This is a genomic window from Rhizobium sp. RHZ02 (genome assembly GCF_014851575.1).
Lineage (GTDB): Bacteria > Pseudomonadota > Alphaproteobacteria > Rhizobiales > Rhizobiaceae > Rhizobium > Rhizobium altiplani.
In genome coordinates, this window is record NZ_JACUZX010000003.1 from 183278 (window position 1) to 201695 (window position 18418).

General features: G+C 60.0%; 19 protein-coding genes. 9 read left to right on the forward strand and 10 right to left on the reverse strand.

What is annotated here, in order from left to right; genetic code table 11:
• The first annotated feature begins 80 nt into the window (after nt 1–80).
• Complete coding sequence (locus IB244_RS06445) at nt 81–1877, forward strand: PAS domain S-box protein (protein ID WP_169680467.1); 1797 nt, start codon at nt 81–83, stop codon at nt 1875–1877.
• A gap of 29 nt (nt 1878–1906) precedes the next feature.
• Here the strand turns inward: IB244_RS06445 and IB244_RS06450 are convergent, their stop codons facing one another.
• Both IB244_RS06450 and IB244_RS06455 read right to left on the reverse strand, forming a co-directional pair.
• A complete protein-coding gene (locus IB244_RS06450; protein WP_192303489.1) occupies nt 1907–2614 on the reverse strand; it encodes a L,D-transpeptidase in 708 nt (235 codons plus the stop codon).
• Nucleotides 2615–2818: 204 nt separating this feature from the next.
• Nucleotides 2819–3103 carry an acylphosphatase gene (locus IB244_RS06455; RefSeq protein ID WP_169680470.1) on the reverse strand — a complete coding sequence of 95 codons (285 nt, stop codon included), beginning with the start codon at nt 3101–3103 and terminating at the stop codon, nt 2819–2821.
• A 596-nt stretch (nt 3104–3699) separates the two neighbouring features.
• Between IB244_RS06455 and IB244_RS06460 the strand changes: the two genes are divergently transcribed.
• A complete protein-coding gene (locus tag IB244_RS06460; RefSeq protein WP_169680471.1) occupies nt 3700–4371 on the forward strand; it encodes a hypothetical protein in 672 nt (223 codons plus the stop codon).
• Nucleotide 4372: 1 nt separating this feature from the next.
• Here the strand turns inward: IB244_RS06460 and IB244_RS06465 are convergent, their stop codons facing one another.
• From IB244_RS06465 to IB244_RS06475, 3 genes are read right to left on the reverse strand one after another with little or no spacing between them, the layout of a single operon-like run.
• Complete coding sequence (locus IB244_RS06465) at nt 4373–5167, reverse strand: HpcH/HpaI aldolase family protein (RefSeq protein WP_169680472.1); 795 nt, start codon at nt 5165–5167, stop codon at nt 4373–4375.
• Between the two features lie 19 nt (nt 5168–5186).
• The gene (locus IB244_RS06470) at nt 5187–6050 is read right to left on the reverse strand and encodes a sugar phosphate isomerase/epimerase family protein (protein WP_169680473.1); all 864 of its coding nucleotides are present in this window, start codon (nt 6048–6050) and stop codon (nt 5187–5189) included.
• A gap of 30 nt (nt 6051–6080) precedes the next feature.
• Nucleotides 6081–7451 carry an amidase gene (locus IB244_RS06475; protein ID WP_169680475.1) on the reverse strand — a complete coding sequence of 457 codons (1371 nt, stop codon included), beginning with the start codon at nt 7449–7451 and terminating at the stop codon, nt 6081–6083.
• Nucleotides 7452–7676: 225 nt separating this feature from the next.
• Between IB244_RS06475 and IB244_RS06480 the strand changes: the two genes are divergently transcribed.
• Together IB244_RS06480 and IB244_RS06485 are read left to right on the forward strand one after the other, a co-directional pair.
• Nucleotides 7677–7985: a hypothetical protein gene (locus IB244_RS06480; protein WP_169680476.1), complete on the forward strand. Its 309-nt coding sequence runs from the start codon at nt 7677–7679 to the stop codon at nt 7983–7985.
• Nucleotides 7986–8055: 70 nt separating this feature from the next.
• Nucleotides 8056–8493, forward strand: coding sequence for a DUF1810 domain-containing protein (locus IB244_RS06485; RefSeq protein WP_169680478.1), 438 nt, complete (start codon nt 8056–8058; stop codon nt 8491–8493).
• A gap of 6 nt (nt 8494–8499) precedes the next feature.
• On the opposite strand, the gene IB244_RS06490 is transcribed toward IB244_RS06485, so the two are convergent.
• Nucleotides 8500–8688, reverse strand: coding sequence for a hypothetical protein (locus IB244_RS06490; RefSeq protein ID WP_025661584.1), 189 nt, complete (start codon nt 8686–8688; stop codon nt 8500–8502).
• Between the two features lie 68 nt (nt 8689–8756).
• The gene (locus tag IB244_RS06495; RefSeq protein ID WP_169680479.1) at nt 8757–9380 is read right to left on the reverse strand and encodes a TetR/AcrR family transcriptional regulator; all 624 of its coding nucleotides are present in this window, start codon (nt 9378–9380) and stop codon (nt 8757–8759) included.
• 128 nt (nt 9381–9508) lie between these two features.
• On the opposite strand from IB244_RS06495, the gene IB244_RS06500 reads away from it, so the two are divergent.
• Nucleotides 9509–9721 carry a hypothetical protein gene (locus tag IB244_RS06500; protein ID WP_062369044.1) on the forward strand — a complete coding sequence of 71 codons (213 nt, stop codon included), beginning with the start codon at nt 9509–9511 and terminating at the stop codon, nt 9719–9721.
• A 76-nt stretch (nt 9722–9797) separates the two neighbouring features.
• Here IB244_RS06500 and IB244_RS06505 read toward each other — a convergent pair whose 3' ends face one another.
• A complete protein-coding gene (locus IB244_RS06505; protein WP_169680480.1) occupies nt 9798–10670 on the reverse strand; it encodes a sigma-70 family RNA polymerase sigma factor in 873 nt (290 codons plus the stop codon).
• A 109-nt stretch (nt 10671–10779) separates the two neighbouring features.
• Here IB244_RS06505 and IB244_RS06510 point away from each other — a divergent pair, with 109 nt between their 5' ends.
• On the forward strand, nt 10780–11238 hold the full coding sequence (locus tag IB244_RS06510; protein ID WP_025661580.1) for a carboxymuconolactone decarboxylase family protein: 459 nt from the start codon (nt 10780–10782) through the stop codon (nt 11236–11238).
• 62 nt (nt 11239–11300) lie between these two features.
• Here the strand turns inward: IB244_RS06510 and rhaI are convergent, their stop codons facing one another.
• Nucleotides 11301–12593: an L-rhamnose catabolism isomerase gene (gene rhaI, locus IB244_RS06515; protein WP_169680481.1), complete on the reverse strand. Its 1293-nt coding sequence runs from the start codon at nt 12591–12593 to the stop codon at nt 11301–11303.
• A gap of 62 nt (nt 12594–12655) precedes the next feature.
• Nucleotides 12656–14752: a bifunctional rhamnulose-1-phosphate aldolase/short-chain dehydrogenase gene (locus tag IB244_RS06520; protein WP_169680482.1), complete on the reverse strand. Its 2097-nt coding sequence runs from the start codon at nt 14750–14752 to the stop codon at nt 12656–12658.
• Between the two features lie 200 nt (nt 14753–14952).
• On the opposite strand from IB244_RS06520, the gene IB244_RS06525 reads away from it, so the two are divergent.
• The 3 genes from IB244_RS06525 (at nt 14953) to IB244_RS06535 (ending at nt 18417) form a co-directional block, all read left to right on the forward strand.
• A complete protein-coding gene (locus tag IB244_RS06525) occupies nt 14953–15762 on the forward strand; it encodes a DeoR/GlpR family DNA-binding transcription regulator (RefSeq protein ID WP_025661577.1) in 810 nt (269 codons plus the stop codon).
• Between the two features lie 50 nt (nt 15763–15812).
• The gene (gene rhaS, locus IB244_RS06530) at nt 15813–16808 is read left to right on the forward strand and encodes a rhamnose ABC transporter substrate-binding protein (RefSeq protein ID WP_025661576.1); all 996 of its coding nucleotides are present in this window, start codon (nt 15813–15815) and stop codon (nt 16806–16808) included.
• A gap of 73 nt (nt 16809–16881) precedes the next feature.
• Nucleotides 16882–18417: a sugar ABC transporter ATP-binding protein gene (locus IB244_RS06535; RefSeq protein WP_169680483.1), complete on the forward strand. Its 1536-nt coding sequence runs from the start codon at nt 16882–16884 to the stop codon at nt 18415–18417.
• The last annotated feature ends 1 nt before the right edge of the window (nt 18418 follow it).

Sequence of the window (18418 nt, forward strand, 5' to 3'; positions counted from 1 at the left end):
CCAAACCTTTGAATTACAAGGGCACTCTAGAGAGGACGAGACCCCTGCGCAGCAGTGATACATATACCGCATCGGGCGAGATGGCCGGTCGCATTTTCGGCCACGACTGGGAAGCAAGCGGCCTCGGCCCCTTTTCCTCGTGGCCGGCCGGATTGAAATCGGCCGTCGACATCATGCTACCCGCCAAGGCGCAGATCGTCATATTCTGGGGCCGGGATTTCATCGCTCTTTATAATGACGCCTATGCGCCGACAATCGGGCGCAAGCATCCTCAAGCGCTCGGCCGCCCCGCCCGCGAGCATTGGAGCGAATTATGGAGCGATCTGGAACCGCTCCTGCGACGGGTTCTTGATCACGGAGAGACGGTGGTTGCCAAGGACCGCCCATTCTATATCGAGCGGCACGGCTATCCCGAGACCGCGCACTTCGACATCTCTTACTCACCGATAAGGGACGAAGTGGGGAACGTCGGTGGCGTCTTCTGCATCGTCAGCGAGACCACAGAACGCGTTAGATTCGAGACCGCGTTGCGGGAGAGCGAGGAGCGGTTTCGTGCCATATTCTCGCAGACTGCTGCAGGCATGGGCCAGTCTGATCTCGCGGGGCGTCTGCTCTTGGTCAACAGCCGTTTCTGCGAAATCGTCGGCTACACGGAAGCCGAGCTTCTGAAGATGCGGGTCCAGGACATCACATTTCCCAAGGATCTGGACAACTATGTCCGATCGTTCAGGAGGATGGTGGAAACAGGCGAGAGCTTCGACATCGAGAAACGCTACGTTCGCAAGGATGGCAGCCTCGTTTGGGTGGCGAGTTCCGTCTCGCCTCTTCGCGACAAGAACGGCGACATACGGCAAACCGCAGCGGTCGTCGTCGATATCACTGAACGCAAGCGGGCGCAGGAGGTCGAACGCCGGCTTGCCGCAATCATTGCTTCGTCCGACGATGCCATTCTCGGCACCGACCTGAACATGAGGATCACGAGCTGGAATATCGGAGCGGAGAAGCTCTACGGCTATTCCGCTGAGGAAGCGATCGGCCGATCGGTCATCATTCTGGTTCCGGATGACAGGATTGAAGAGGAGCCTGCGATCATCAGGCAGGTCAGTGCCGGCCGGAAGGTAGAGCCTTATGAGACCAAGCGCCGCCGCAAGGATGGCGGCCTTGTCGACGTCCTACTCAGCGTTTCGCCTATTTTCGACGCCTATGGCAGGATTGTCGGGGCCTCAAAAATAGCGCACGACATCAGCGCCCGAAAGGAGGCCGAGCGGCTCCAGACAGTTCTCGTGGGCGAACTGAACCATCGTGTGAAGAACGTGCTCGCGACCGTGATGGCGATTGCGCGACAGACGCTCGGACGCGAGGAGGCAACCCGGGCCGGCGTGGACGCTTTCGAGGCCAGACTGGCCTCGATGGCCAAGGCACATGATCTCCTGACACACGGCAACTGGGAGCAGGCCGAACTGGAAGCCGTCATCAAGCAGTCTCTGTCTCACTATCAGCGTGACAGGTTTTCGATCTCGGGCCCGAGCATCCAACTGGCGCCGCGGGCGGTTGTGTCTATCTCGCTGGCTCTGCATGAATTGGCGACGAATGCAGCCAAGTATGGGGCCTTGTCCGCACCGGAAGGCCACGTTTCGATTGAATGGTCGCTTGGCGGCGATAACAGGCTGAGGTTGCGCTGGCAGGAAAAGGGCGGGCCGGCCGTTACTCCTCCGTCGCGAAAGGGCTTCGGCTCGCGCCTGATCGAAAACCTGCTGGCGGCCGAGTTGAAGGGTGACGTAACGATCAGCTACGACCCAGCCGGCGTCATCTGCGAGGTCGACGCCGCTGTCGGCGCCGGTTGGGACCATGATCGTTCGAGCGATCCAGCGCCGTAATGGCGAACACCGCCTGCGTCAGGCGGTGTTCACTTCACAACCAGTGGCGCCTTGCCTCTCACACGTTCGTAAAGGTCGATGACGTCCTGATTGAACATCCGTACGCAGCCAGACGAGGCGTTCTTGCCGATCGTTTGCCATTCCGGAGAGCCGTGGATGCGATAGAGCGTGTCCTGGCCGTCCTGAAAGATGTATAGTGCGCGTGCCCCGAGGGGATTGTTCACGCCGGGCTGCATGCCTTGCTTCCACTGTTCGAGTTTCGGATTGCGACTGATCATCGACGGTGTCGGTGTCCATGTCGGATACTTTCGCTTCCACTGAATGATTGCACGCCCCTTCCATGCCCGGCCCTGGGCACCGAGGCTCACACCGTAGCGAATAGCTCGTCCGTCCTTCAGCACCAGGTAGAGAAACTTTTTCTCGGTCTCAACCACGATGGTGCCCGGCGGCTCGTCGGTCGCATAATCGACTTCCTGACGCAAATAGTCGGGATGGACCGCCGTGTGATCTATCGCGGGCCAGCGAAACTCACCCTCGTCGACTTCGGCATAGGCGATGGAATAGTCCGGTTTCTCGGCAGTCCCCTCCACCGGCGGGATCTGGGGCTGCGGCTCCGGCACAGGCGTGACCGCCTCCATCGCAGGGGCTGCGGCAGTTGCGACAATTCGTTCTGCGGGGAGTTGCGTACAAGCCGCAAGAAGCAAGGCGCCGGCCGCTGCCAACAGCGGTCGGATCATGGACGTGGCATGCAATTTCAAAGATTCCGATTCATGTTTCAGTCAGGCAAGACATCCCTACTCGCTCATACCATGGCTGAAATGTGTTTTCGGTCATCAGAAATGCAGGACGAGGTCGCGTTAAGGCGAGACTGTTGAAAGAGGACAACAATTGGCTGTTGCCCATAGCCGCGGCGAGGAGCTCGCGGTTTCTCCCAATCCGCGCTATGCCGTAATCCGAAATCCGGAGGGGACGCTGTCCGGGGATACCGGTTCGGCCTCGACAGCTTGCACCGACGCGCCGGGGGGGCCTTTCCAAAATTCCTTCAGCATCGCCGAGACGGCCGTCTCCGGTCCCGCAATAAGCGCGGTCACGGATCCATCGGTCTCGTTGCGGACCCAGCCCGCAAGGCCGAACTCCTTAGCCCGTGCCCGCGTCCAAACTCGAAAACTGACGCCCTGGACGAGGCCGGATATCCTCACCCGAACGGCTTCAGGATTCTCGCTCATGCTCGCCTCCGTTGGTCGCGCCCGTCTAAGCAATCTGGCGCATACCGAGAGAATTCAAGGACTGCCCCGCACCCAGGCCCACGCAATCGTTAAGCATTGGCCGATATACTGCGATTTTCAACGCCATAACTGCTTGTTTTGCTGGACGAAACAGAATGACGCGCTACATTGGTAAGTGCTTCAACTTGAAGGGATCTCGATCATGCGCAGGCTTATCGCAGTGACTTCAGTGCTCCTCCTCAGTTTCGCTGGTTCGGCCCTTGCGCAAGCAAATATGGGGATGGACAGCAGCGGCCGCCTCGACGGGTCGCCGCCACTTGGAACCTCGCCTGATACCGAAGGAACAGGTGGAGGCGGGTTCTCGATACCGATCGACTTTGGTACCACGACGACGAGTACCAACTCCATACAGTGGACCGGTTGCCCCGAGGGCCAACACCGAACGGTTCGGGGTGGAACCAACACCGTTACCAATCAGGCGTGCCGGAACAACAATTGAGCAATCACTGCTAAAACGTCCCCCGCGCGCCTCGCTGGCGGTTCGCGGGGAACTTCTTTTGTGCTAGGGGAAGCGCGCAACGCGAGGCACGACAGACATGCTCCCCTGGGTCCAACTGGATTCCGCGCCCATTCCCGGAGAAAGTGGCGAATTGCGCCTCAAACAACGAGGCAGCGAATTTTCGATCATGCTGGGCTCGAACGAGCTGATGAACAGCCGCCTGAGCGGCTCGGAGGAGGCGCTCGCAAGGCTTTCCCGCGAAAAGATCGCCGGGCGTGCGCGCCCGAATATGTTGATCGGTGGTCTCGGAATGGGGTTCACACTGCGCGCCGCCCTCTCGGCCCTGCCGGAGGATGCATCCGTCACGGTTGCAGAACTGGTGCCGGCGGTGGTGCAATGGGCACGCGGTCCAATGTCAGCGGTTTTTCAGGGGTGTCTCGACGATCCGCGCGTCGCCATCCATCATGGCGATGTTGGCGAACTGATCCGGCAAAGCAAGGCGAAATTCGACGCCATCCTGCTTGACGTCGACAATGGGCCGGACGGCCTGACGCGTCGTTCCAACGACAGCCTCTACGATTTCGCTGGCCTGCGTTCCGCACGCGATGCCTTGCGACCCGGAGGTGTTCTTGCCGTCTGGTCATCCGGGCCGGATGCCGGTTTCACCCGTCGGCTTCGTGACTGCGGCTTTGCCGTCGAGGCCGTCAATACGCGCGCCAACGGAAAACGCGGAGGCGCGCGTCATGTCATCTGGCTGGCCGTCAAGTAGTTCAGCTTGCCTGAACGCGTCGCGCGGCGGCAATCGCGCTCGCGGCGCCCGACCGTAGCTGTTGCGTGTCGGCCCCGGCAATGACGAGATCGAAGCCCATCTTCAACAATTCTCCGGCCCGCTCGCCGTTACTGCCGAAGACACAGCCGAATTTGCCGTGAGCACGGCAACGGGCGATGAGGTGCTTGAGAACGCCGTCGACCTCCGCCGTGTCAGGTGCCAGCTTCGTTCCATTTGACAGGGCAATCGAGAGATCGGACGGGCCGACGAAAATACCGTCAATTCCCTCAACACGCATGATTTCATCCGCAGCATCAAGGGCTGCACGCGTCTCGATCATGGCAATGGCCACGGTCTCTTCATTCGCGGTCGCGAGATACTCAGCGGCCGAAAGTCCCGTGTGGTTGATCGCCAGCGTCGGCCCCCAGCTGCGCTCGCCGACCGGCGGATACTTGGTGGCCCTGGCGAAGGCCTCGGCATCAGACACCGAGTTGATCATCGGCGCAATGATGCCCGAGGCTCCCGCATCGAGAAGACGCGAGGCCGATGCGAAGTCACCGACCGGAATTCGGGCGAGCACCGGCTTGCCGGCGAGCCGCCCCTGGCCAATGCCAACGGCTGCCGATCCGATATCCCAGACGCCATGCTGCATATCCAGCACGATGGCATCGAAGGCCTCTTGCGCCAGATGATTGACGAAAAGCGGATCGGGAATGCCGATCCACGCGGAAATCAATCCGCCCCCACCGCTTCTGATCCGCCTTGCGAAGCCGTCGATCGTCGTTGCGCCAGTCATGCCATGCTCCTTTCGCGGTTTAGCCAGCCGCGCGCTGCTTTTCCTGATGGAAGTCCTCGATGAATGCCTTTTCAAGCAGGATACCGTCCCACTCATCGGCAAAGAATGGTGAATCGTAGATCAAGGTATACGGTCCGTCGTAACCTGCCGTCCGGCACGCTTCCAGGCACTTGCGGTAGTCCGCGCTGTCAAGCCCCGCTTCATTGAAATTGGCCTTGGCGTGGCAGAGTTCCGCACGGCGCATGATGTCGGAAAGCCCTGCGTATTTTTCAGGCGCAGCCCAGTTTCCGAGGTCGCCATTCAGGCCGACTTTGCCCTGCAGTGTATCGAGCAGCCAATTGGTTTCCTTCGGCGAAGGCAGAAGGTCGAACCAGTTCTCTGTGACAATGCGAACGCCGCTGTTCTCGGCCTGCTTTCCAAGCCAACCGAGATGGCCCGCGGCCCGCTCAAGGTTTTCTGCGGTCGGCATCTGCTTGCCGGCGATCACCCGCATGTTCCTGGCGCCAAGCGCTTTCGCGACCCCAATCCAGCCGGCAATCCACTGAATGTCGCGTTCCGCGGTCTCTGGATGGCTGGGATCGCCATCTTCGACGAGGAGTGTCTGAAGCAGGATGCCGGCGTCCTGAAGCGCTGAGCGCATCTCCGCGAGATAGGCGGCTTCGATGCTTGGCAGATGGAACGAGCATATCTCAAGCCGCCCGATACCACGTTTGGCAAGTTGCCCGGGAATGTCGGTCAGCGGGGAACTCCCCGGCCCATATGGCTCCTTGCGCGCTGCACTTTTCCCCGGATCGGGGCTGTAGGGATAGACGGCCCCCAGCAGCCGATGCAGCGACCACGTCGAAACTGCAAAACGTCCATTCTCCAAATTGCTTTCAGTCATGTTCTCCTCCCGGGAGCAATGCCTGCGATCTCACGTAAATTCTCCGCGGATAACTGTCTCCGCCGAAAGCGCCGCGCCAAGGAGCGCTTCGTCCCGCTTGCCCACGGCAGAAAGCAGGAAGCCGACCGGCATGTCGGCATCTCCCGTCCCGCAGGGGATCGATACGCCGCACCAATCGAGGAAGTTGCCGAAAAGCGTATTGCGCAAGGTCTTCCCGTTGGTTGCGAAAAACAAATCGTCGTCGGCTTCCAATGGGGCGATCGGCGGCGCCACATGGGCGACCGACGGAAACGCAACGAAGCTGTCGCCGACAAGGCGGTCGACGTCGGCGATCAACCGCTCGCGGGCTTCAAGGATCGCCAGATAGGCCGCAAGCGTGGTCTTCTCGCCCAGTCGAGTGCGCACGACCACGCGGCGATCCATGTCGTCAGCCGCAGGCCCAGCCAATCGCTCGTGGTGAAGCACATAGGCTTCGGCCGTGACCAGGGCACCATATCGAGCCATCAGCGCCAATATCTCGTCAAAAGCCGGGATCTTGATCCGGCTGATCGATGCACCCTCCGCCTCCAGCCAATCGACCGCCGTCTCGAAAGTTGCGACCACGCCAGCTTCAGCGCCATCGAAAACGATATTGTCAGGGATAACGATGTCCAACTCCTTGAGTGGGCGAGCGGCTATTGACGGCGCTGACGCGCCTCGCATTCCCGCGTCGATCCACACCGCGTCCTGAACGGTCCTGCAGAGCGGACCAAGCGAATCCAGGCTCTTTGCCAGCGGGAAGACGCCTGCCATCGGATAGCGACCGCGCGTTGCCTTGTATCCGACGATACCGTTGAGGGCAGCCGGGATGCGCACCGAACCTCCCGTGTCCGTCCCCATCGCCACCGGCACGAGGCCAGCTGCCACCACAACGCCAGCGCCGGACGATGAGCCACCCGGAATGCGCGGAACATCTTTGCTGCGTGGATTGCGCGGCGTGCCGTAGTGTGGATTGAGGCCGAGCCCGGAGAAGGCGAACTCGCTCATGTTCGTGCAGCCAATCGAGACCATGCCCGCCTGTTTCAGCGTTGCCACGACAGCCGCGTCCGCCTGCGCAGCCGGCTCTCTGGCCAGTACTGTCGACCCGGCCGTCGTTGTCCGCCCCTTGATGTCAAACAGGTCCTTCCAGGCGATCGGTATGCCGTCCAGCATTCCGCAAGAGCGACCCTCTCTCATTCGCTTCGATGAGGCCTTCGCCTCTTCCGTTGCGCGATCCTTGAAGATTGCCGTAAAGGCCGCCTGGTCGGCATAGGCCTCGATGCCGTCGATAACAGCTTCCGTCACTTCGATGGGATCGACCGCTGTTGTTTGAATGAGACTGGAAAGTTGTGCGATGGACATCGCGCCAAATGATTTGGTCATGGGGGCATCCGCAATCTGACTGATCATCCGAACTAAGCTGAATTTTGTCGAGGAGCCAAGCCCTCAAAGTTCCAAATCAAACCGATTGGTTCGATTTTATGAACACTGCGTTTGTGTATCCGGTCTTCAATCTCGGCCCAAAAGAACACACATGCGTTTTCGTGCTGTTCGCCGGCGAGAGGACGATCATGTGTCGGTGCACGCATCAGTGTAGGAGTTAACAAAATGACAAACAGCGAGAGTTGGAACGCGGCGCGTGGCGACGTGGTACACCACCACGCGACAGATGACGAGTTGAATGGCATGGGTGAACGCGAATACGCCGAGCATGTTGGTGCACACAAACCTTCAATATCAGAACGCTTCATCGTTCTTGCGGCCTTTGCGCTACTAGGCATTGCCGGACTGACGGTCCATTTCACGGTGCCCATGGCATCGGGCCTCGACACGGCAGCTGTCGGGTCAATCTCGGATTCATTGCCCTCGGTCGATTATTGCCGGGAGCACAGCCCATACCCGGACAGGTCCTGCTGAGGACCTGTCGAGTTCCGGGCATGGACAACCCTCCCCCATGATATAGTTATGCGCCAGGGGAGGATCGTCGATGCCCGATGAGATTGATTATGATCTGGATCGCTTCGTTCATGCGCAGAATGGTACCTACGAGCGAGCGCTTTCGGAATTGAGAGCAGGACACAAGCGATCCCACTGGATGTGGTTCATATTTCCCCAGATCGCCGGGCTCGGCTCATCGTCCATGGCAGAGAAATACGCCATCCGCTCGGCGGAAGAGGCCACCGCCTATCTCGCGGACCCCGTCCTCGGTAGCAGACTATTGCGCTGTGTCGATGCCGTCCTTTCGATCGAGGGAAAATCCGCCCACGAGATCTTCGGGTCTCCTGATGATCTCAAGCTGCGGTCGTCCATGACCCTCTTTGCGGCGATCAGCGAGCACGGGTCGGCTTTTCACAAAGTCGTTGATCGGCTCTATCGCGGCGAGTTCGACGACCGCACCATTCAGCTTCTGGATGCCAGTAGCTAGAGCCGTTCAGGGCGCGCGCGAGCGCTCCAGCGTGTCGATCTCGCTTGAAATTTCGCTGAGCTTCTCTCGCAGCTCCTGATCGGTGCCATCATCGATCTCCTCGTCACCGAAGCAATCGCGCGCCTCATAGAGCTCGAGCTTTGCCTCGAGCTCGGCTCGTTTTGCATACAGACGATGGAGATAGAGATAGTCCATGCCTTTGCTTCCCGCATCTTCCGAAACGAGCATAAAGGCATATGGTTCCCGCCGATCGGCGGGTCCCATCACGCAAAGGCGGCGATGGCAGCGTTGCAGGCCTTGGAGAAATGATTGCAACATGTGTCGTTGCCCATGGCTTGCCGCGTAACGCGAGCCCCCTCCAGAAGGAGCGTCAGTGTATCGGCCAGCAGCTTCGGTTCGCGCGCATCGGCTGCTCGACAGAGCGCTTCGAGCCGGTCGCGTTGCTCAGCCTTGTGGCGCTCGATCACGCTATAGGCGGGATGCCCCTCACCTTTCAGCTCAATGGCCGCATTGGCGAGATCACAGCCGACGTGCTCGCCGCAAAGGCTTTGCGTTCGCGCTTCGATCCATGCCCTGAGCTGCGCCTTCGGGTCGCCGGGATGGGTTGCCTCGAGATCGCGCCAGATTGCTTCGGCTCTTTCCGAAGCGCGGCGCAGCGTCTCGCAGACCAGCTCGTCCTTCGAGCCGAAATGCCGGTAGAGCGTCATCTTGTTGGTCAGCGCCGCATCTGCGATCGCATCCACACCGATGCCACGGATGCCGTGCTCGCGAAAAAGCTCGGCGGCGGTGGAGACGATGCGCTCCCGTGGCGGGATTTTCTCGTCAGTGTTTGCGGGAGACAGCAGGCTCAATGATTCTGATTTTTTCGCGGACAAGGTCCTTGACATCCATGTGACCGATCGGTAACAAATGCATTGTTACTTACCGGTAACACCACTCTCTGCCGAAGTCAACGTGGTTGATTTGATCGGAGCGGGGTGGAACACGGGCTACCGCCCACGAAAGGAGGCAAACCATGAGCAAGACCAGAGAAGACCTGACCATTACCGAAGCCCTTCACGACCCCCTAATCGCCATGGTGCTCCGTGCCGACGGCGTGAAACTTGACGATTTCAAGCGTCTGCTTGAGACGGCCGCCAGGAAGCGCGAACAGCGGACCTCTCCAGTGGGCAAGTTTCTGAACGTGATCCCCAACAACAACCCGGCTGCCATGTGCAGCTATTGCTGAAGTTTCGGGCGCTTCCCTGCCCCTGTGAGAGTCGTCGCTGGCCAAGCGACGGCTCTTTTCGTTTGGACTGTTATTTTTAGAGCAAGTCGTATTTCAAGCTGGCGAGATAGTCGGGGTTGGCGACGGCATCGATCCCGGCGATCTTCTCCCCGTCGAAGGTCAGAAGCAGGACGACGCGCAGGTGTCCCCCCACGACCACCACCAGCCCGAACTCTCCATCGATCATCGCCGGCTGCGCCGCCTGAGCCCGACCCCTGAACGTCTCTGCCACCGCATCTGCGCCGCGAAGCTCGCGAACCGAAGGGTTGTACCGCATCGCCGCAGTGTCCGGGGTGAACACCACCTGCGGATCGAGGATTGACAGCAACGCCCTGATGTCACCGAGGCGCGAAGCCGCAAGGAATGCGTGGACGATCTGCTTCTTGCGCGCTGCGTCCGCCTCCGGCACATCGGTCCTGCCTTGAACCCGACGGCGAGCACGGCTTGCCAGTTGTCGCGTTGCCGCCGAAGAGCGATGAATGATCGGCGCAATGTCGTCGAAGGGGAGATCGAACATATCGTGCAGCACGAAGGCAACGCGCTCGGCCGGCGCCAATGTCTCGAGGATAACGAGTAGCGCCATGCCGACGGAGTCGGCAAAAGCCACTTCCCGCTCCGGATCAACGGTCTTGGACGTGTCGGCCAGGCGTTCATGGACGGGTAGATCGAACGGCTCTTCCCGGCGTGTCTTTCTCGACCGCAGCATGTCGAGGCAGATGCGCGCCACAACCGTCGTGAGCCAGCCGCCGATATTGTCGATCGCGTCAGCATCAGAGCGACCGAGGCGCAGCCAGGCCTCCTGAACAGCGTCGTCGGCCTCGGCGCGGGAGCCCAGCATGCGATAGGCGACGGCGCCCAGATGCGCCCGATTCGCCTCAAATTCTCCCGCCAACCAATTTTTCTCATCCATTGTCACATTCCTCCACTGTGTTCCGTCAACTCCATGACGAACAAAAGCCGGCCGATGTGACAGCACGTCCGGCGGCGTCAGTTTGGAAAACACACCATGGAGAAACGTGATGCAAGCAAGAATGGGAAATCCGGCGATCGTCATTCCCGACGCAATGCAGGCGCTGCATGCCCTCGGGACGATACCCGCCAAAACAGGTCTGTCGCCAATCCTTTTGGAACTCGTCAATCTACGCGCCAGCCAGATCAATGGTTGCAGCGTCTGCATCGACGGACATCCACGGATCGCCAAGAAGGCTGGCGAGACGGACGAGCGCCTGTTTGCCGTCAGCGCCTGGCGTGACACGCCCTATTTCACGCCGGCCGAACGCGCAGCCCTTGCGCTGACGGAGGCGGTCACCCGCGTCAGCGATCGCGCCGACCCAGTGCCTGACGACATCTGGGATGAAGCCACGCGGCATTTCGACGGCAAGAGCCTGGCAGCCCTCGTCATCGCCATCGCCAACATCAACGTCTGGAACCGGCTGAACATCGCCACCCGTCAGATTGCCGGTGAATGGAGGCCATAAACGGAATCGGGCCGCTGTCTCGTCGACAGCGGCCCGATAGAACGGCCTTGGGAGGCTAAGGGTCAGATGATGCCGCCGCCGCCGGCAATCGACACCGGGCGTTCGGCGGCAATCTTCCTGCGGTAGCCGCTCGCGCGGTAAGTCGCCACAGGATCGATCGCACCGCCAGAACGGCGACGCGCTTCTGCAAGGATCGGCTCGACGTCCGTGCGGTAGCCGCGCTTCAGCGTTTCGGTCGCCATCAGCGCGTCGTTTTCATCCTGGTAGCCAGCCAACGCCTTGCGATCGACGATTAGCGCCTGCGCGTAGGCACGGCGGATTTCGTTGGCGCTGTTGATCAGGCTTTCGATCGGATCGGTCACGTTGTGCGATTGGTCGATCATGTGGGCCGGATTGAAGTCGTTGACACCGCGCTGCTCTGCCTCGACCAGCTCGTTGAATACGAGGAAGAGGCGATAGGGCTCGATCGCACCGGCATCGAGGTCGTCGTCACCATACTTCGAGTCATTGAAGTGGAAGCCGCCGAGTTTGCCGAACTGAATCAGGCGAGCCACAATCATTTCGATGTTGGTGTTCGGTGCATGGTGCCCAAGGTCGACCAGGCACTGCGCCTTCGGGCCGAGCGTCTGGGCGATGAGGTAGTTGGTGCCCCAGTCCTGCACGACTGTGGAATAGAAGGCCGGCTCATACATCTTGTGCTCGGAAAAGAGCTTCCAATCGTCAGGCAGAGCCTTGTAGATATCGGCCATCGAAGCGAGATAGCGTTCGAATGCTTTGGTGAAATTGCTCTGGCCGGGGAAGTTCGAGCCGTCGCCAACCCAGACCGTCAATGCTTTCGAGCCGATCGACTTGCCGATCTCGATACATTCAATGTTGTGCTCAACCGCCTGCGCACGTGTTGCAGCGTCGGTGTGGCTGAGCGAACCGAATTTGTAGGAATGCTTCTGGCCCGGCGCGTCGGAGAAGGTGTTCGAATTCATCGCGTCGAAACCGAGGCCGAGCTGATCGCCCTTTGCCTTCAGTTCCTTGGCATCTGTCTTGTCCCACGGAATATGCAGGGAGACGTTCGGCGTGGCGCGCGTCAGCTCGTTGATGACGGAGCAGTCGTCGAGCTTGTCGAAGATGCCGCGCGGTTCGCCGGTGCCGGGGAATCGGGCAAAGCGGGTGCCGCCGGTGCCAACGCCCCAGGACGGAACAGCGACGAAGAACTCGGATACCCGGCGCGTGATGTTTTCAATGTCGATGCCGCGGCGCGACAGATTGGCGCCGAGCGCTTCATAGTCGGATTTGAGCGCTGCTGCGCGCTTGTCGTTTTCCTGCGCAATCAGGTCCTGCGCGATTCTTGACTCGGCCATGGGTTCCTCCCCGGACATGTGGATGAAAGGCGGCGGGCATTTGCCCGCCGCAGCAGTTGGACTTAGCGCGGGAAGCTCTGGGCGTTGCCGGCATCCACGTTGATGATGTTGCCGGTTGATTTCGCCGAGAGATCCGACGCCAGGAAGTAGATTGCTTCGGCGATGTCCTCGGGGAAGACATTGAGCTTCAGCATGGAACGCTTGCGGTAATGCTCCTCGAGCTCGTTGATCTCGATCTTGGACGATGCCGCCCGCTGTTCACGCCACTCTCCGCTCCAGATCTTCGAACCACGCAGCACGGCGTCCGGATTGACGGTGTTGACGCGAATACCGGCTTCTGCGCCTTCGAGCGCCAGGCAACGGGCAAGATGGATCTCGGCAGCCTTGGCCGTGCAATAGGCAGCAGCATTCGGCGACGATGCCAGACCGTTCTTGGAGGCGACGAACACGACGTTGCCACCGAGATCCTGCTTGCGGAACAGGCGGAACGCCTCGCGCGACACGAGGAAGTAGCCGGTCGCCAGGATGTCGATGTTCTTGTTCCACATCGAAAGCTCAGTACTTTCGATCGGGGCGGACGAAGCAATACCAGCATTCGATACAAGGATATCGACGCCACCGAACTCAACACAGGCTTCCGCGAAGGACGAGATCACGCCGTCCTCCTTGGTTACATCAAGTTTGACGCCGCGCACGGCGTCGGCGCCGAATTGCTTAGCGAAATCGGCCTTCGTGTTGTCGAGCGCTTCCTGGTCGATATCGGCCAGGACCACGCAGGCCCCCTCGCCGATCAGGCGGGCAGCGGTCGCACGGCCGATGCCGCCGGCACCGCCGGTGACGAAGGCGACCTTGCCTGCAAGGCTCTTCGGCTTCGGCATGCGCTGAAGCTTGGCTTCTTCGAGCAGCCAGTACTCGATATCGAAGGCTTCCTGCTCCGGCAGGCCCTGATATTCGGAAACGGTCGAGGCACCGCGCATGACATTGATGGCGTTGACGTAGAATTCGCTGGCGATGCGGGCTGTCGCCTTGTCGCGGGCGAACGACAGCATGCCGACGCCGGGAACGAGGAAGATGACCGGGTTCGCATCGCGCATGGCGGGCGAATTGTCATGCTTGCAGTCGTTGTAATAGCGCGCGTAGTCGGCGCGGTAGTCTTCGAGCGCCTTGTCGAGACCGGCAATGATCGCGTCCACGTCAGGCTTTGCCGGATCGAAGGTGACGATCAGCGGGCGGATCTTGGTGCGCAGGAAATGATCCGGGCAGCTGGTGCCGAGCGCGCCAAGCGGCTGCAGATTCTTCGAATTGACGAATTCGAGAACGGCATCCTGATCGTCGAAATGGCCGAGCTTGCGTTCCGCCTTGCCGATGCGACCGCGGATTTCAGGCATCAGGCGGGCCGCAATGGCGCGGCGCTGCTCGACCGGCAGGCTCTGGGTGGCAGCACCGCCGAAGATCGTCTTGCCTTCGGTCTTTTCCGCGAACCAGACGATCGCCTTGTTGATGATGTCGAGCGTCAGCTCGTAGCAGGCCTTTGCATCGTTTGCCCAGGTGAAGAGACCGTGGCTTTCGAGCACGACGCCCTTGGCATTCGGGTTCGCCTTGACGAAGGCTTCGAGGTCGAGGCCGAGCTGGAAGCCCGGGCGGCGCCACGGCAGCCAACCGATTTCGTCGCCGAAGATCTGCTTCGTCAATTCCTTGGAGTTCCTGGAGGCAGCGATTGCGATGATCGCGTCCGGATGCATGTGGTCGACATGGGTGAAGGGCACGAAACCGTGCAGCGGCGTGTCGATCGAGGCGGCGCGGCTGTTGAGGTTATAGGTGCAGTGCGGGAGGAAACCGACCATGCGGTCTTCGTCTTCGACGCCTTTATAGATGCCCTTCAGGGAAACGAGCTTGTCCTGATAAAGAGTGGCGAAGCCGTCAAGCTTGATGGTCCCGACGTCGCCGCCCGAACCCTTGACCCAGAGAACCTCGACCTTCTCGCCGGTCAGCGGATCGGTTTCCATGACCTTGGCAGAGGTGTTCCCGCCGCCATAGTTGGTGATGCGCTTGTCGGCACCCAGCAAATTCGAGCGATAGAGCAGCTTTCCAGGCTCATCGAGGCCTGCCGCGTATGAATCGTCCCAACGGTTATCAAGAAGCCGGACGGTTGCCGCCATGTCATCCTCCCATGTGAAATTTCTTGGACGCGCGAACGAACTCGACGCTCCTTTGCGGTCACGGTATCGCTCATCAAAACGGACATTGTCAATCGAAAACGATCAAAATCGATTATGTTGCAGCGCAGTATGAAATTTTATGATCGTTTTTGATTGACACATTCTCACAACTGCGAAATAAGCAAGCTAGGAGGAACCCCATGCACGAACGCGAACGCCATCGCATCATATTGAGCGCCGTTCAGGAAAAGTCGGTCGTTACGATTCAGGATATTTCCGAATTGACCGAGGCTTCCGAGGCGACGATCCGGCGTGACATCGCGGCTCTGCATGTGCAGGGAAAGATCCGGCGAGTACGCGGTGGCGCAGAGGCTGTGCACCCGCCGCAACTCGGCAATCTGGCCGGGCGGCCCTTCAGGGTTTCGGAATCAGTCAACATCGATAAAAAGCGCTCAATAGCGCGCGCTGCCGTTGATCTCTGCGATCAGGGCGATGCGATCATCATCAATGGTGGGACCACCACGTTTCAGATGGTGCACTTCATGGCCGCCCATCGCATGCAGGTGATGACCAACTCGTTTGCGATTGCCGAGCATCTGGTCAAACACTCGAAGAACACGGTAACGGTCCCCGGCGGTGTGATCTACCGCGAGCAGAGCCTGATCCTGTCGCCATTCGACAATGATGCGATCCGCAATTTCTACGCTCGCCGCTTCTTCATCGGCGCGCAGGGCGTCGGTCCGCTCGGCATCATGGAATCCGACGCGCAGATCATTCAAAGCGAACAGAAGCTGATGCACCAGGCCGACGAACTCGTTGTCATGGTCGATTCCAGCAAATTTCACCGCCGGTCGAGCCTCATTCTGTGCCCGCTCGACCGTGTTTCGACGATCATTACGGACGACGGTGTTCCCGAGGACTCCGTCCGGATGATCGAGGATGCGGGCATCAAGCTCGTCATTGCGAGCACGATCTCGCAAATGAAGGAGGATTCCTCGTCGGTTGCCTGAGGGGCCCCGTCAGGATGTAGTTAAGTCTTATCAACGTGGGAGGATAAAGCATGAAATTCGCAAAATCACTCGCCGTCGGCGTCGCCTTTGCGGTGGCCCTGATGGCAGGCGCCGCAAGCGCCAAGGACGTCAAGATCGGCCTGGTCGTGAAGTCTCTCGGCAACGGCTTCTTCGAAGCCGCCAACAAGGGCGCGCAGGAAGCGGCAAAGGAACTCGGCGGCGTGGAAGTCATCTACACCGGCCCGACCTCGACGACGGCAGAGGGCCAGATCGAAGTCATCAACTCTTTGATCGCCCAGGGCGTTGATGCCATCGCCATCTCCGCCAATGACCCGGACGCTGTCGTACCGGCCCTGAAGAAGGCCAAGCAGCGCGGCATCAAGGTCATCTCCTGGGATTCCGGCGTCAACAAGGACGGCCGCATCCTGCAGCTGAACCCGTCGTCCAACGAGCTGATCGGCAAGATGTGCCTGACGCTCGCCAAGGACCACCTGGAAGGCGGCAAGGGTGACTTCGCAATCCTGTCGGCAACGACCACCTCGACCAACCAGAACATCTGGATCGACCAGATGAAGAAGCAGCTCAAGGACTTCCCGGGCCTCAACCTCGTCACGACAGTCTACGGCGACGATCTGTCTGACAAGTCCTATCGCGAAGCCGAAGGCCTGCTGAAGTCGAACCCGAACGTCAAGGTCATCGTCGCTCCGACGACGGTCGGCGTTCTGGCCGCTTCCAAGGTTGTCGAAGACAAGGGTCTTGTCGGCAAGGTCTACGTGACCGGCCTCGGCCTGCCGTCTGAAATGGCTGGCGCGATCAAGTCTGGTGCAACGAAGGAATTCGCCATCTGGAACCCGATCGACCTCGGTTACTCTGCCACGCAGATCGCCTACCACCTCGTAAAGGGTGACGCGACCGGCAAGCCGGGCACCGAAATCGAAGCTGGCCGCATGGGCAAGATCAAGATCGACGACAAGGGCGAAGCCGCCATGTCCGATCCGTTCGTGTACAACGCTTCGAACATCGACCAGTTCTCGAAGGTTTTCTAAGCCTCGCTCATCCAAGCAAAAACCCGGCGGTTCGCGCCGCCGGGACTTTTCATTTGAACACTGGTAAACGCTGATGAACACTGCCCTTCAACAATCCGTCGCGGGTTTCAAGACGGACGAGGCGCCCGCGATCCTCGAAATGCGCGGCATTTCACAGATCTTCCCCGGCGTGAAGGCGCTCGATAACGTCAGCATCGCCCTCTACCCCGGCAAGGTTACCGCCCTGATCGGTGAGAACGGCGCCGGCAAATCCACACTCGTCAAGATCCTGACCGGCATCTACCGGCCGAACGAAGGCGAGATCATCGTCGACGGCAAGCCGACCACCTTCGCCAATGCGCAGGCCGCCATCGACGTCGGCGTCACCGCCATTCACCAGGAAACCGTGCTCTTCGACGAGTTGACTGTTGCTGAAAACATCTTCCTCGGCCACGCGCCGCGCACGAAGTTCCGCACGATCGACTGGAAACTGATGAACAGTCGGTCGAAGGAATTGCTCCATTCGCTTGAAAGCAACATCGATCCGACGATCCGTCTCAAGGATCTCTCGATTGCTCAGCGTCACCTTGTCGCAATTGCTCGCGCACTTTCCATCGAAGCGCGCATCGTCATCATGGACGAACCTACCGCAGCACTGTCGCGCAAGGAAATCGATGACCTCTTCCGCATTGTCGAGGGCCTGAAGGCACAGGGCAAGGCGATCCTTTTCATCAGCCACAAGTTCGACGAGCTCTATGAGATCGCCGACAATTACGTCGTTTTCCGCGACGGTCGCGCTGTTGGCCACGGCCAACTCAAGCAGACGCCGCAGGACGATATCGTCCGTCTCATGGTCGGTCGCGATGTCGAAAATGCATTTCCCAAGGTTGACGTGGCCATCGGCGGTCCGGTGCTCGAGGTCGAGAAATACTGTCACCAGACAGAGTTTCGCGACATTTCGTTCACGCTTCGAAAGGGCGAGATCCTTGGTATCTACGGCCTGATCGGCGCCGGTCGCTCCGAGCTCTGCCAGTCGCTGTTCGGTATCACCAAACCCGCATCCGGCACGCTGAAGCTTGGGGGCCAGGCGCTGACAATCCACTCGCCACTCGATGCGATCCGCGCCGGCATCGTCTACGTGCCGGAAGAACGCGGCCGCCACGGCCTGGCACTGCCGATGCCGATTTACCAGAACATGACGCTGCCGTCGCTCGGGCGCACATCGCGCAAGGGTTTCCTGAAGGCGGCCAATGAATTTGCCTTGGCACGCAAATATGCCGAGCGCCTGGACCTGCGCGCTGCAGCGCTTTCGGTTCCGGTCGGAACACTGTCGGGTGGCAACCAACAGAAGGTGGTCATCGGCAAGTGGCTGGCAACATTGCCGAAGGTGATCATCCTCGACGAGCCGACGAAGGGCATCGACATCGGTTCGAAGGCGGCCGTGCACGGTTTCATCAGCGAGCTTGCCGCCGAGGGACTGTCGATCATTATGATCTCGTCAGAACTGCCGGAAATCATTGGAATGTCCGATCGGGTCCTCGTCATGAAGGAAGGCCTCATGGCCGGCCTCTTCGAGCGCAAGGATCTGACGCCGGAAACGCTGGTTCGCGCCGCGACCGGTAATGCTTGAG

What these genes read in the sequence shown, in the direction of transcription:
- IB244_RS06445 (WP_169680467.1), top strand. Translation starts at nt 81, where the DNA reads ATGGCCGGTCGCATTTTCGGCCACGACTGGGAAGCAAGCGGCCTCGGC.
- IB244_RS06450 (WP_192303489.1), bottom strand. Translation starts at nt 2,614, where the DNA reads ATGATCCGACCGCTGTTGGCAGCGGCCGGCGCCTTGCTTCTTGCGGCT.
- IB244_RS06455 (WP_169680470.1), bottom strand. Translation starts at nt 3,103, where the DNA reads ATGAGCGAGAATCCTGAAGCCGTTCGGGTGAGGATATCCGGCCTCGTC.
- IB244_RS06460 (WP_169680471.1), top strand. Translation starts at nt 3,700, where the DNA reads ATGCTCCCCTGGGTCCAACTGGATTCCGCGCCCATTCCCGGAGAAAGT.
- IB244_RS06465 (WP_169680472.1), bottom strand. Translation starts at nt 5,167, where the DNA reads ATGACTGGCGCAACGACGATCGACGGCTTCGCAAGGCGGATCAGAAGC.
- IB244_RS06470 (WP_169680473.1), bottom strand. Translation starts at nt 6,050, where the DNA reads ATGACTGAAAGCAATTTGGAGAATGGACGTTTTGCAGTTTCGACGTGG.
- IB244_RS06475 (WP_169680475.1), bottom strand. Translation starts at nt 7,451, where the DNA reads ATGACCAAATCATTTGGCGCGATGTCCATCGCACAACTTTCCAGTCTC.
- IB244_RS06480 (WP_169680476.1), top strand. Translation starts at nt 7,677, where the DNA reads ATGACAAACAGCGAGAGTTGGAACGCGGCGCGTGGCGACGTGGTACAC.
- IB244_RS06485 (WP_169680478.1), top strand. Translation starts at nt 8,056, where the DNA reads ATGCCCGATGAGATTGATTATGATCTGGATCGCTTCGTTCATGCGCAG.
- IB244_RS06490 (WP_025661584.1), bottom strand. Translation starts at nt 8,688, where the DNA reads ATGGACTATCTCTATCTCCATCGTCTGTATGCAAAACGAGCCGAGCTC.
- IB244_RS06495 (WP_169680479.1), bottom strand. Translation starts at nt 9,380, where the DNA reads ATGTCAAGGACCTTGTCCGCGAAAAAATCAGAATCATTGAGCCTGCTG.
- IB244_RS06500 (WP_062369044.1), top strand. Translation starts at nt 9,509, where the DNA reads ATGAGCAAGACCAGAGAAGACCTGACCATTACCGAAGCCCTTCACGAC.
- IB244_RS06505 (WP_169680480.1), bottom strand. Translation starts at nt 10,670, where the DNA reads ATGGATGAGAAAAATTGGTTGGCGGGAGAATTTGAGGCGAATCGGGCG.
- IB244_RS06510 (WP_025661580.1), top strand. Translation starts at nt 10,780, where the DNA reads ATGCAAGCAAGAATGGGAAATCCGGCGATCGTCATTCCCGACGCAATG.
- rhaI (WP_169680481.1), bottom strand. Translation starts at nt 12,593, where the DNA reads ATGGCCGAGTCAAGAATCGCGCAGGACCTGATTGCGCAGGAAAACGAC.
- IB244_RS06520 (WP_169680482.1), bottom strand. Translation starts at nt 14,752, where the DNA reads ATGGCGGCAACCGTCCGGCTTCTTGATAACCGTTGGGACGATTCATAC.
- IB244_RS06525 (WP_025661577.1), top strand. Translation starts at nt 14,953, where the DNA reads ATGCACGAACGCGAACGCCATCGCATCATATTGAGCGCCGTTCAGGAA.
- rhaS (WP_025661576.1), top strand. Translation starts at nt 15,813, where the DNA reads ATGAAATTCGCAAAATCACTCGCCGTCGGCGTCGCCTTTGCGGTGGCC.
- IB244_RS06535 (WP_169680483.1), top strand. Translation starts at nt 16,882, where the DNA reads ATGAACACTGCCCTTCAACAATCCGTCGCGGGTTTCAAGACGGACGAG.